Genomic DNA, 11,755 nt, shown 5'->3' with positions numbered 1-11,755 from the left:
TTGACCGTGCCCCCGCGCCTGGTTAGGATGTTCTGGTGCGCCAAACTCGGCGTGCCTGAAACGCATGCGGTTTCCGCTGTCCTGCGGAGCCGCTTAGGCAAGCGCCGCGGATCCGATCCGCGACCGCGTCGCGCAACACCTGCCAGCGATACCGAACGATGTCGTATTGCCGGTCGGTCAAGGGTACGAACCCGAGAAGGCTGCGAGTCGCAGCCGTTCGCAGAGCAATACAACACCAAGGAGAACAACCACAGTGCCAACCATCCAGCAGTTGGTCCGCAAGGGCCGCAAGCCCAAGGTGAGCCGTTCGAACTCACCTGCCCTCAAGGGCAACCCGATGCAGCGCGGCGTGTGCACCCGTGTGTACACCACCACGCCCAAGAAGCCGAACTCGGCCCTTCGTAAGGTCGCTCGTGTGAAGCTCTCGAACGGCACCGAGGTTACCGCCTACATCCCGGGTGAGGGACACAACCTGCAGGAGCACTCGATGGTGCTCGTTCGCGGCGGTCGTGTGAAGGACCTCCCGGGCGTTCGCTACAAGATTGTCCGCGGCGCTCTTGACACCCAGGCTGTCAAGAACCGCAAGCAGGCCCGCAGCCGCTACGGCGCGAAGAAGGAGAAGTAATGCCTCGTAAGGGTCCCGCCCAGAAGCGCCCCGTCGTCGTCGACCCGGTGTACAGCTCGCCGGTCGTGACGCAGCTGGTCAACAAGATCCTGCTCGACGGTAAGAAGTCGCAGGCCGAGCGCATCGTGTACGGCGCGCTTGAGAACGTTGCCAACAAGACCGGCCAGGATGCAGTCACCACCCTCAAGAAGGCGCTCGACAACGTGCGTCCCACCCTTGAGGTTCGTAGCCGCCGCGTCGGTGGCTCGACCTACCAGGTTCCGGTTGAGGTCAAGCCGCACCGTGCGAACACCCTCGCGCTGCGCTGGCTCACCAGCTACGCCAAGGCTCGTCGCGAGAAGACGATGACCGAGCGTCTCACCAACGAGATCCTCGACGCCTCGAACGGCCTCGGTGCCGCGGTCAAGCGCCGCGAAGACACGCACAAGATGGCCGAGTCGAACAAGGCCTTCGCGCACTACCGCTGGTAATTCTTCAGCCGGTCAAGGAACTCTGCTAAGCAATCTCCTTGGCCGGCTTGCGGCGTATCACCGCACCCCAAGCAACACCCATCCAGACCAATAACGGGAGACATCCGTGGCACAGGAAGTGCAGACAGACCTCAAGAAGGTCCGCAACATCGGCATCATGGCCCACATCGATGCTGGCAAGACCACGACGACCGAGCGCATCCTCTACTACACGGGTGTCAACCACAAGATCGGTGAGTCGCACGATGGTGCGGCCACGATGGACTGGATGGCGCAGGAGCAGGAACGCGGCATCACGATCACCTCGGCTGCCACCACCTGCTACTGGAACGGTACGCAGATCAACATCATCGACACCCCCGGTCACGTCGACTTCACCGTGGAGGTGGAGCGTTCGCTCCGCGTGCTCGACGGTGCGGTTGCCGTCTTCGACGGCAAGGAGGGCGTTGAGCCCCAGTCCGAGACCGTGTGGCGTCAGGCTGACAAGTACAACGTGCCCCGCGTCTGCTTCATCAATAAGATGGACAAGCTCGGTGCTGACTTCTACTACTCGGTCGACACCATCAAGTCGCGCCTCGGCGTGACCCCGCTGGTTATCCAGCTGCCGATCGGTGCCGAGAACGAGTTCATCGGCGTTGTCGACCTCGTCAAGATGCAGGCGCTCACCTGGCGCGGCGACGCCAAGGGCGTCGTGGCTCCGGGCACCGAGGCCACCATCGAAGAGATCCCGGCCGAGCTCAAGGACCGTGCGGAAGAGTACCGCGCCGAGCTCCTTGAGACCGTTGCTGAGACCGACGAAGAGCTGCTCGAGAAGTACCTCGGCGGCGAAGAGCTCACCGAAGCTGAGATCACCGGCGCGATCCGTAACCTCACCATCGCTGGCGAGGCCTTCCCGGTCATCTGCGGTACCGCGTTCAAGAACCGCGGTGTCCAGCCGATGCTCGACGCTGTTGTTGCCTACCTCCCCTCGCCGCTTGACGTTCCCGCGGTCACCGCGCACGACGTCAACGACCCCGAGGTCGAGATCGAGCGCGAGCAGTCGAAGGATGCACCCTTCGCCGCTCTCGCGTTCAAGGTTGTGTCGCACCCGTTCTACGGTCGTCTCACCTACATCCGCGTGTACTCGGGCCACGTCGACTCGGGCACCCAGGTGCTCAACTCGACCAAGGGCAAGAAGGAGCGCATCGGCAAGCTCTTCCAGATGCACGCCAACAAGGAAAACCCGGTCGACGAGATCACCGCTGGCCACATCTACGCGGCCATCGGCCTCAAGGACACCACCACGGGTGACACCCTCTGCGACATCGCGCAGCCGGTCGTGCTCGAGTCGATGACCTTCCCCGAGCCCGTGATCTCGGTTGCCATCGAGCCGAACTCGAAGGCTGACCAGGAGAAGCTCGGCGTCGCGATTCAGAAGCTTGCTGAAGAAGACCCGACGTTCCGTGTCGAGCTCAACCACGAGACCGGTCAGACGACCATCTCGGGCATGGGTGAGCTTCACCTCGACATCCTTGTCGACCGCATGAAGCGCGAGTTCAAGGTTGAGGCGAACATCGGTAAGCCGCAGGTTGCCTACCGCGAGACCATCCGCCGCGTTGTCGACAAGTACGACTACACGCACAAGAAGCAGACCGGTGGTTCGGGTCAGTTCGCAAAGGTCCAGATCAAGCTCGAACCGCTCGCGGTCGAGGGCGAGAAGATCTACGAGTTCGAGAACGCCGTGACCGGTGGTCGCGTTCCGCGCGAGTACATCCCTTCGGTTGACAACGGTATCCAGGATGCAATGCAGGTCGGTATTCTTGCCGGCTACCCGCTCGTGGGTGTCAAGGCAACCCTGCTCGATGGTGCGTACCACGACGTTGACTCGTCGGAAATGGCGTTCAAGATCGCCGGTTCGATGGCATTCAAGGAAGCTGCCCCCAAGGCCAGCCCCGCGCTGCTCGAGCCGATCATGAAGGTCGAGGTGCGTACGCCCGAGGAGTACATGGGTGACGTGATCGGTGACCTCAACTCACGCCGTGGCCAGATCCAGTCGATGGAAGACGCCTCGGGTGTGAAGGTTGTGCGCGCTCAGGTGCCGCTTTCCGAGATGTTCGGCTACATCGGTGACCTCCGCTCGAAGACTTCGGGTCGTGCGGTCTACTCGATGGAGTTCGACTCCTACGCTGAGGTCCCGAAGGCTGTTGCCGACGAGATCATCCAGAAGAGCAAGGGCGAGTAGTACCTCTACTCGTTCCCCATCCGGTCGGCTGGCTGAATTGCTGACGTCAGCCGACCGGGTACTATATTTATCTGCCCAAAATTTCCAAGTCTCGGTCCGCGCGACTATCGTGGAGCGATACCCAGAAACCGTCCTGAGGAGGACCCACAGTGGCCAAGGCCAAGTTCGAGCGGACCAAGCCGCACGTCAACATCGGAACGATCGGTCACGTCGACCACGGCAAGACGACGCTTTCCGCAGCCATCTCGAAGGTGCTCGCGGACAAGTACCCGTCGGACACCAACGTCCAGCGCGACTTTGCCACGATCGACTCGGCGCCGGAAGAGCGCCAGCGTGGTATCACGATCAACATCTCGCACATCGAGTACGAGACCCCGAAGCGCCACTACGCGCACGTTGACGCCCCGGGTCACGCTGACTACGTCAAGAACATGATCACCGGTGCAGCTCAGATGGACGGCGCGATCCTCGTGGTCGCCGCCACTGACGGCCCGATGGCGCAGACCCGTGAGCACGTGCTGCTCGCGAAGCAGGTCGGCGTTCCCTACCTCCTCGCTGCGCTGAACAAGTCGGACGCGGTTGACGACGAGGAGATCCTGGAGCTCGTCGAGCTCGAGGTCCGCGAGCTGTTCGCTTCGCAGGGCTTCGACGAAGACGCTCCGGTTGTCCGCGTCTCGGCACTCAAGGCTCTTGAGGGCGAAGAGAAGTGGGTCGACTCGATCCTCGAGCTCATGCAGGCTGTCGACGACAGCGTTCCGGACCCGGAGCGTGACAAGGACAAGCCGTTCCTCATGCCGATCGAGGACGTCTTCACCATCACCGGTCGTGGCACCGTGGTGACCGGCCGCGCCGAGCGTGGCACCCTCGCCATCAACTCGGAGGTCGAGATCGTCGGCATCCGCCCGACCCAGAAGACCACCGTTACCGGTATCGAGATGTTCCACAAGCAGCTCGACGAGGCATGGGCCGGCGAGAACGCTGGTCTGCTCCTGCGCGGTCTCAAGCGTGAAGACGTTGAGCGTGGCCAGGTTGTTGCTGCTCCCGGTTCGGTCAAGCCGCACACCAACTTCGAGGGCACTGCCTACATCCTCTCGAAGGAAGAGGGCGGCCGTCACAACCCGTTCTACACGAACTACCGTCCGCAGTTCTACTTCCGTACCACCGACGTGACCGGCGTCATCACCCTGCCCGAGGGCAAGGAAATGGTTATGCCCGGTGACACCGTCGACATGACCGTTGAGCTGATCCAGCCCATCGCCATGGAAGAGGGCCTCGGCTTCGCGATCCGTGAGGGTGGCCGCACCGTCGGCGCCGGCACGGTGACCAGCATCTCGAAGTAGTCATTTACTGACTTGCTTGCCTACGCGGGCGGCATCCGAAAGGGTGTCGCCCGCGTTGGTGTTTTCCGGAGTGCACCCCTGGCCAGAGATGAATGTGGCCAAGGTGCATTCTTTGGGCTGACGAGGTTGATTTTTCATCTGGATAGGGTGATGACGACTGCGCACGAAGAAAGGCCTGTAGCGATGAACGATCTGCCGAAGCTGCCACCACTGCCCGAGAACGGCGGTCCCAACAACGGAGGCTACGGTCAGCAGCACTATGGCCAGCCAGGGGCGGGCCAGTATGGAGCAGGCCAGCAGAACTACAACCAGTACGGCGCGGGTCAACAGGGCTACAACCAGTTCGGCACCGGACAACAAGGCTCCGGCCAGCAGGGCTACAACCAATACGCTGTGGGCCAGCAAGGTAATGGCCAGCAGAGCCCTGGCACGCAGAACTATGGCCAGCAACCGGGCGCCTACGGCCAGTCCAGTGCTCAGCCAAACCAGTACCCGGGCACCTACGGCGAGCAAGCATCCGGCTACTCGCAGCAGCAGGGCTACGGGCAGCAGCAGGGCTACGGGCAACAGCAGGGCTACGCCCAGCAACCCGGCGCCTACGGACAGCAGTTTGGCCAGTACGACCAGAGTGGCGCCTACGGCTACGGCGCTCCCGGTGCATCCGGACCCCAGCAACCAGGCGGTGTGAAGCCGAAGAAGAAGCGCGGCCCGCTCATTGCGATCATCGCAGCGGTCGTCGTGCTCGTGCTTGGCCTCGGCACCTGGGGCGTCCTCTCCCTCGTCGGCAAGGTCGGCGGCGCAGGTTCGCCCGAAGCCGCGGCGAACAACCTCCTCAATGCAACGGCCAACTTCAACGAGATCGACACCTTCCTGGCGATCGCACCGAGCGAAGCGCAGATGTTCCAGGATGCGGCCATGAACCTTCGCGACAAGGGTTTTGGCCAGCCTCCGGGAGACTCCGACATTCCCTCGCTCAAGGACGCAACTGAGTCGATGCGAAGCGCCATCGACTTCAAGACCGAGGGGCTCGACTACCGGGTCGAACCGGTCATCGACGATGTGCAAATTGTGGCGATCACCGCAGGCGTCATCACCGTCGACGGCGATGAGGCGGCATTCGCGGAGGCGCTCGCCGACTATGAGCGCGCCGCCGAATACGAGAACCGCATCACCCAGGGCTACTCGGTCGACGAAGCGATCGGCTACGCCAACGAGATCACGCCTCGCGATGTGCACCTTGACCTGCCGTACGTCATCGATATCGGCGCGGGCGACCTTGAAACCAAGTACTCGCTGCCGCGCAACCCCGAACTCGTCTCGGTGAAGGAAGGCTCGGGCTGGTACATCAGCCCGATCATGACCGGGATGCAGCTGGTCACCCAATCGTTCTGGCGCATGATGCCCGACGCCCCGCAGCTCCCCGGCACCCAGGTGCTCGAGTCGGCGACATCGAGCGCACCTGAAGATGCGGGCATGCAGCTCGCGCAGGGCATCCTCGACGCGATCTCGGGTGCGCAGGGCGGCAACCAGGATGCGAACTTGCTCGTGAGCACGCTCGCAAAGTCAGAGCGCCAGGTCGCTTCGCTCTACGGTCTGCCCTGGTACAACCAGCTCAAGAGCAACTACACCGGCTACGGCGGAAACTGGACGGTCAACCTTGACGGCAACTTCCGCAGCTGGACCGACCACGGCGAAACGATGATCCTCCCGGACGGCCTCACGATTGCTGACAACAACAGCAACTCGATGACGCTCAACGACTACTGCGTTCAATCAACTGACGGCCTGAACAACTGTCTCACCGATTGGCAAGGATTCGCGGCGCTCGGTCTCGATACCGTCGGCATCGTGGTTGTGCAGGAAGACGGTGGCTGGCTCGTGAGTCCGTTCAAGACCGTCAAGGTCGCATTCGGTGTGGCGGCTGAGCACTACCTCGAGCTCCGCGACAACGGTGAGCTCGACAAGCTCTCGTTCGTGTAGCTCGCTCAGATCACAGCAGACCATCACCCGGGATGCTGGATGCTGAGTGCGGCGGGTGCCGCCAAGTTCGCGGGGTGACCCACGGATGAACATTCCATTGAAAGGAAAGACCATGGCTGATCTCAACGGCGATGGCAAGGAGAGCTTCGGCGAGAAGCTCCAGGGCATCGGGCAGCAAATCGGCGAGAAGTTCGAAGAAGTGCGCGACACCGAGGGCGTGCAGAACGCCATCCAGGGTGCCGCGGACGCTGCAAAGAAGGTGACGGGCGGCAAGTTCGACGAACAGATCGACTCGGTCGCCGACAAGCTCTCCGGCGACGACACCCCGGCAGCCTAGCGACCACGCAACTTGGCCCTCAGAACACTGAGTTCTGAGGGCCAAGTTCGTTGGGGCGGTCACTTCATCGTGTCGAGAATCTCGCTGAGGAGTTCGACCGTCGTGCGGGGATTGATCACGGCAAATCGCGTGATCGGCTGGCCGCGATGACTGGATGCGGTGACAAACGCCAATTGGTCATCGAGTAGCTGCGCTGACCAGCGGTCGTAATCGGAGGCATCCCAGCCGACCCGACGGAACGCCACCACCGAAAGCTCGGGCTCAGTGACGAGCTCAAGTTCGGGACGTGCCCGGATGAGGTCGGCAACTGCGTGAGCCACCGTCACCCCGTGGCGAATCGCCTCGCGATAAGCGCCGACGCCGTGCGTTGCGATTGAATACCAGAGCGGCAGCCCGCGGGCACGCCGAGTGAGCTGCACAGCGAAGTCGGAGGGGTTCCAGTCGTCACCCTCGAGGGTGTCGAGATACCCGGCCTTCTGCGTGTGGGCGAGCCGGCCGGCGACCGGGTCACGGTAGATGAGCGCGCAGGCATCGAACGGGGCGAACAGCCACTTGTGCGGGTCGACGATGACCGAGTCGGCGGCTTCGACGCCGGCGAAGCACTCGCGCAACTCGGGGAGAAGGGCAGCGGCAAGGCCATAGGCGCCGTCGACGTGGAACCAGAAGTCGAACTCATCCTTGAGTGCCGCGATCGAGGCGAGGCCGTCAACCAGCCCAAGGTTCGTGGAGCCGGCCGTACCGACGACGGCGAACACGGCATCCCCGTGTTCTTCAAGGAGCGGGCGCACGGCGTCACCGTGCAGGCGACCGGATGCATCCGCCTCGGCAGTCACGACGCGCACGTCCATGACTTCGGCAGCCGAACGCACGGACGAGTGCGACTCCTCACTGCAGATGACGATCCACCGGTCGGGACGGTCACGGCCGGCCGCCTCGAGTGCGCGGCGGCGTGCATCCCTGGCGGTGACCAGCGCCGAGAGATTGCCGACGGTGCCGCCCTGAACGAACACACCGCCGGCTGATTCGGGCATGCCGAACTCATTGGCGAGCATCCGCAGGACTTCGTTCTCGGCAAAGATCGCGCCCGAACCCTCAAGCCAGGAGCCGCCGTAGACCGAAGAGGCCGAGACGACGAGGTCGAAGGCGACCGACGCCTTGGTGGGGGCTGAGGGGATGAACGCGACATAGCCCGGATGGTCGATCGACACACAGGCGGGCGCGAGTACGTTCTCAAACATCGCGAGCGCGCGGCGTGAGCCGATGCCTTCCTCGGTGATGGAACCGGGGGCGAGGCGGCGCAATTCGCGCTCCGGCATCGGCTTGTCGAGCGGCACGTCGTCGAAGATGAGGCGGCGGCGCGAATAGTCGATGACGTTGTCGACGAGTGCGAGCAGCTCGGGGGAGTGGTCGTGCATGCCGGTGGCCGGGTCGGCCGTGGGCTGACGGTGATCGCTCATCGTTGAGCGCTCCTTTCAGTGGTTTCCGCGATGGTCTTGCGGATCGAAGCAACGATAGCGGTCGGGGCGTGGTTGTGCGTCTCGATACGGCCTTCGGCCTACTCGACGAACCAGGGAGGGGGCTACTCGACGAACCAATATTGGCTGGTCGAGTGCCGTAGCGCAGCGGAGGTGATCGAGACCATGGCTTCCCAGAAGAATCCGACACGCCCGGGTTGCATGAACATGCGAACTCGGTCTAAACTGACTGAGTTCAGCATTCCGAGCGTGTCATCGCCATTTGTGCGAGGCAGGCGCCCGGATCACTGCCGAGATCGTGTGTGGTCGTCCACTAGGACAGGCCAAGACCGCCGGCAGCAGAGCACGGCTCCGGTGGAGCACAGGTTACCTCCTGGTTCCGCCGTCACATCAGCCTGAGCGCGTCCGCGCGCTCCGGGCCGGTGAACTTGACAGATACACAGTGGTGCACGCCGACTGCGCAGCAGTCCAATGCAAGTGAGGCCTTCCACGGCCCTACGAGGAAATAGGAGTGGACATGGCGGGACAAAAGATCCGCATCCGACTGAAGTCGTATGACCACGAGGTCATCGACAACTCCGCGCGCAAGATCGTCGACACGGTGACGCGCGCAGGCGCCTCCGTCATCGGGCCGGTCCCGCTGCCGACGGAGAAGAACGTGGTGACGGTCATCCGTTCGCCCCACAAGTACAAGGACAGCCGCGAGCAGTTCGAGAAGCGCACCCACAAGCGTCTGATCGACATCGTCGACCCCACGCCGAAGGCTGTCGACTCGCTCATGCGACTCGACCTTCCGGCCGACGTCAACATCGAGATCAAGCTCTAGAGGAACGCATGTCTACCGCAACCAAGAACTACAAGGGGCTGCTCGGCACGAAGCTGGGCATGACCCAGATCTGGGATGCTGACAACCGCATGGTTCCGGTCACCGTCATCCAGGTGAGCCCGAACGTTGTCACGCAGATCATGACCGGCGAGAAGAACGGCTACGACGCGATCCAGATCGCGGCCGGCGCCATCGACCCGCGCAAGGTCAACCAGCCCGCAGCTGGTCACTTCAAGGCAGCTGGTGTCACCCCGCGCCGTCACCTCACCGAGATCCGCACGCCGGACGCTTCGGAGTACGAGGTCGGCCAGGAGCTCACCGTCGAGATCTTCGAGGTCGGTCAGATGATCGACGTCGTGGGTACCTCGAAGGGTAAGGGCTTCGCCGGTGTCATGAAGCGCCACAACTTTGCTGGTGTCGGTGCCTCGCACGGTCAGCACAAGAACCACCGCAAGCCCGGTTCGATCGGCGCCTCGGCCACCCCGAGCCGCGTGTTCAAGGGCACCCGCATGGCTGGCCGCATGGGTAGCGACCGCGTCACCGTCCAGAACCTCTCGGTTCAGGGTGTCGATGTCGAGCGCAACCTGCTCCTGGTCAAGGGCGCCGTCCCCGGTGCCAAGGGCCGTCTCGTTTTCGTCCGCAACGCAGTGAAGGGGGCCTAGTTTCATGGCTACCAACACGATCGACGTCCTCGACTCGACCGGCAAGAAGACCGGCACCGTTGAGCTCCCCGAGGAGCTGTTCGGCCTCGAGGTGAACGTTCCGCTCGTCCACCAGGTCGTCGTCGCGCAGCAGGCTGCCGCGCGCCAGGGCACCCACAAGACCAAGAACCGCGGCGAGCGCTCCGGCGCCGGCCGTAAGCCGTTCAAGCAGAAGGGCACGGGTAACGCCCGTCAGGGTTCGATCCGCATGCCGCAGCACCGCGGCGGTGGCATCGTGCACGGCCCGACGCCCCGCGACTACTCGCAGCGCACCCCCAAGAAGATGGTTGCCGCAGCCCTGCTGCAGTCGCTGTCCGACCGCGCCCGCGGTGGCCGCATTCACGTGTTCACCGAGCTCGTGACCGGCGAGGTTCCCTCGACCCGCAGCGCCAACGCCGCGTTCCGTACCGCCGCTGAGGGCCGCAACGTCCTCGTCGTGGTCGACCGCGACGACGTGGTCACCCGCAAGTCGGTCCGCAACATCGAGCGCGCCCACGTGCTCACCACGGACCAGCTCAACGCCTACGACGTGCTTCGCGCCGACGACGTGGTCTTCATCCAGACCGCTTTCGACGCGTTCGTCGCGGCCAAGACCGAGAAGGAGCAGCTGGCATGAGCGCCATCAACAAGGACCCGCGCGACATCATCATCGCGCCGGTGATCTCTGAGAAGAGCTACAGCCTCATCGACCAGGGCAAGTACACCTTCGAGGTCGACACCCGTTCGAACAAGACCGAAATCAAGATCGCCATCGAGCGCATCTTCGAGGTCGAGGTCGACCGCGTCAACACCATCAACCGTCAGGGCAAGACTCGCCGTACCCGTTTCGGCATCGGCAAGCGCAAGAACACCAAGCGCGCGATCGTCACCCTGAAGTCCGGCTCGATCGACATCTTTACGAACGTCGGCTAACCGGAGGACTGAGGAAGAACCATGGCGATTCGCAAATTCAAGCCCACGACCCCCGGTCGTCGCGGCGGTTCGGTCTCGGAGTTCACTGAGATCACCCGCTCGACCCCCGAGAAGTCGCTGCTCAAGCCGCTGCCGAAGACCGGTGGCCGCAACAACCAGGGTCGCATCACGACCCGTCACATCGGTGGTGGCCACAAGCGCCAGTACCGCGTGATCGACTTCACTCGTAACGACAAGGACGGCATCAACGCCCGCGTCGCACACATCGAGTACGACCCCAACCGCACCGCTCGCATTGCGCTGCTCCACTTCTTCGACGGCACGAAGCGTTACATCATCGCGCCGAACAAGCTCAAGCAGGGCGACATCATCGAGTCGGGCCCCGAGGCTGACATCAAGCCCGGCAACAACCTCCCGCTGCGCAACATCCCCACGGGTACCGTTGTGCACGCGGTGGAACTCCGCCCCGGTGGCGGCGCGAAGCTCGGCCGCTCGGCCGGCGCCTCGATCCGCCTCGTTGCGAAGGACGGCCCCTACGCTCAGCTGCGCCTGCCCTCGGGCGAGGTGCGCAACGTGGATGCGCGCTGCCGCGCCACGGTGGGCGAGGTTGGCAACGCCGAGCAGGCGAACATCGACCTCGGTAAGGCTGGCCGCAAGCGCTGGAAGGGCGTCCGCCCGACCGTGCGTGGTGTGGTCATGAACCCGGTCGACCACCCGCACGGTGGTGGTGAAGGTCGTACCTCTGGTGGCCGTCACCCGGTTAGCCCGTGGGGTCAGAAGGAAGGCCGCACCCGCAAGCCGAACCTCGAATCCGACAAGCTCATCGTCCGCCGCCGTCCCACCGGCAAGAAGCGCAAGTAGTAGGAGA

At 63.5% G+C, this 11,755-nt stretch carries 12 protein-coding genes; 11 read left to right on the top strand and 1 reads right to left on the bottom strand.

Annotated elements, in window-relative coordinates:
• The first annotated feature begins 253 nt into the window (after window positions 1–253).
• The 6 genes from rpsL (at window position 254) to EG850_RS06815 (ending at window position 6,973) form a co-directional block, all read left to right on the top strand.
• Entirely contained in the window at window positions 254–625 is a 372-nt protein-coding gene (gene rpsL, locus EG850_RS06840) for a 30S ribosomal protein S12 (protein ID WP_124971866.1), read from the top strand.
• On the top strand, window positions 625–1,095 hold the full coding sequence (gene rpsG / locus EG850_RS06835; protein WP_124971864.1) for a 30S ribosomal protein S7: 471 nt from the start codon (window positions 625–627) through the stop codon (window positions 1,093–1,095). The genes rpsL and rpsG overlap by 1 nt, the downstream gene beginning before the upstream one ends.
• 106 nt (window positions 1,096–1,201) lie before the next feature.
• Window positions 1,202–3,316 (top strand): elongation factor G, encoded by a 2,115-nt coding sequence (fusA, locus tag EG850_RS06830; protein WP_124971862.1) that lies wholly within the window; start codon window positions 1,202–1,204, stop codon window positions 3,314–3,316.
• A 149-nt stretch (window positions 3,317–3,465) separates the two neighbouring features.
• Window positions 3,466–4,656 carry an elongation factor Tu gene (gene tuf, locus EG850_RS06825; RefSeq protein ID WP_124971860.1) on the top strand — a complete coding sequence of 397 codons (1,191 nt, stop codon included), beginning with the start codon at window positions 3,466–3,468 and terminating at the stop codon, window positions 4,654–4,656.
• Between the two features lie 150 nt (window positions 4,657–4,806).
• The gene (locus EG850_RS06820; protein WP_124971858.1) at window positions 4,807–6,636 is read left to right on the top strand and encodes a hypothetical protein; all 1,830 of its coding nucleotides are present in this window, start codon (window positions 4,807–4,809) and stop codon (window positions 6,634–6,636) included.
• A gap of 112 nt (window positions 6,637–6,748) precedes the next feature.
• Entirely contained in the window at window positions 6,749–6,973 is a 225-nt protein-coding gene (locus EG850_RS06815; protein ID WP_124971856.1) for an Rv0909 family putative TA system antitoxin, read from the top strand.
• A 59-nt stretch (window positions 6,974–7,032) separates the two neighbouring features.
• Here EG850_RS06815 and EG850_RS06810 read toward each other — a convergent pair whose 3' ends face one another.
• The gene (locus EG850_RS06810; RefSeq protein WP_124971854.1) at window positions 7,033–8,430 is read right to left on the bottom strand and encodes a pyridoxal phosphate-dependent decarboxylase family protein; all 1,398 of its coding nucleotides are present in this window, start codon (window positions 8,428–8,430) and stop codon (window positions 7,033–7,035) included.
• Window positions 8,431–8,965: 535 nt separating this feature from the next.
• On the opposite strand from EG850_RS06810, the gene rpsJ reads away from it, so the two are divergent.
• The 5 genes from rpsJ to rplB are packed head-to-tail and all read left to right on the top strand — an operon-like array spanning window position 8,966 to window position 11,748.
• On the top strand, window positions 8,966–9,274 hold the full coding sequence (rpsJ, locus tag EG850_RS06805) for a 30S ribosomal protein S10 (RefSeq protein WP_026935977.1): 309 nt from the start codon (window positions 8,966–8,968) through the stop codon (window positions 9,272–9,274).
• Between the two features lie 8 nt (window positions 9,275–9,282).
• A complete protein-coding gene (gene rplC / locus EG850_RS06800) occupies window positions 9,283–9,936 on the top strand; it encodes a 50S ribosomal protein L3 (RefSeq protein ID WP_124971852.1) in 654 nt (217 codons plus the stop codon).
• A gap of 4 nt (window positions 9,937–9,940) precedes the next feature.
• The gene (gene rplD, locus EG850_RS06795) at window positions 9,941–10,591 is read left to right on the top strand and encodes a 50S ribosomal protein L4 (RefSeq protein WP_124971850.1); all 651 of its coding nucleotides are present in this window, start codon (window positions 9,941–9,943) and stop codon (window positions 10,589–10,591) included.
• Window positions 10,588–10,887 carry a 50S ribosomal protein L23 gene (rplW, locus tag EG850_RS06790; protein ID WP_124971848.1) on the top strand — a complete coding sequence of 100 codons (300 nt, stop codon included), beginning with the start codon at window positions 10,588–10,590 and terminating at the stop codon, window positions 10,885–10,887. The genes rplD and rplW overlap by 4 nt, the downstream gene beginning before the upstream one ends.
• A 21-nt stretch (window positions 10,888–10,908) precedes the next feature.
• Window positions 10,909–11,748: a 50S ribosomal protein L2 gene (gene rplB, locus EG850_RS06785; RefSeq protein ID WP_124971846.1), complete on the top strand. Its 840-nt coding sequence runs from the start codon at window positions 10,909–10,911 to the stop codon at window positions 11,746–11,748.
• Window positions 11,749–11,755 lie beyond the last annotated feature (7 nt).

Source organism: Gulosibacter macacae, assembly GCF_003865375.1.
In the GTDB taxonomy this organism is placed as follows: Bacteria; Actinomycetota; Actinomycetes; order Actinomycetales; family Microbacteriaceae; genus Gulosibacter; species Gulosibacter macacae.
Note: the sequence above shows the minus strand (reverse complement) of the source record. Positions and strands in the feature narration are given on the sequence as shown.

What these genes read in the sequence shown, in the direction of transcription:
- rpsG (WP_124971864.1), top strand. Translation starts at nt 625, where the DNA reads ATGCCTCGTAAGGGTCCCGCCCAGAAGCGCCCCGTCGTCGTCGACCCG.
- EG850_RS06820 (WP_124971858.1), top strand. Translation starts at nt 4,807, where the DNA reads ATGACGACTGCGCACGAAGAAAGGCCTGTAGCGATGAACGATCTGCCG.
- EG850_RS06815 (WP_124971856.1), top strand. Translation starts at nt 6,749, where the DNA reads ATGGCTGATCTCAACGGCGATGGCAAGGAGAGCTTCGGCGAGAAGCTC.
- EG850_RS06810 (WP_124971854.1), bottom strand. Translation starts at nt 8,430, where the DNA reads ATGAGCGATCACCGTCAGCCCACGGCCGACCCGGCCACCGGCATGCAC.
- rpsJ (WP_026935977.1), top strand. Translation starts at nt 8,966, where the DNA reads ATGGCGGGACAAAAGATCCGCATCCGACTGAAGTCGTATGACCACGAG.
- rplC (WP_124971852.1), top strand. Translation starts at nt 9,283, where the DNA reads ATGTCTACCGCAACCAAGAACTACAAGGGGCTGCTCGGCACGAAGCTG.
- rplD (WP_124971850.1), top strand. Translation starts at nt 9,941, where the DNA reads ATGGCTACCAACACGATCGACGTCCTCGACTCGACCGGCAAGAAGACC.
- rplW (WP_124971848.1), top strand. Translation starts at nt 10,588, where the DNA reads ATGAGCGCCATCAACAAGGACCCGCGCGACATCATCATCGCGCCGGTG.
- rplB (WP_124971846.1), top strand. Translation starts at nt 10,909, where the DNA reads ATGGCGATTCGCAAATTCAAGCCCACGACCCCCGGTCGTCGCGGCGGT.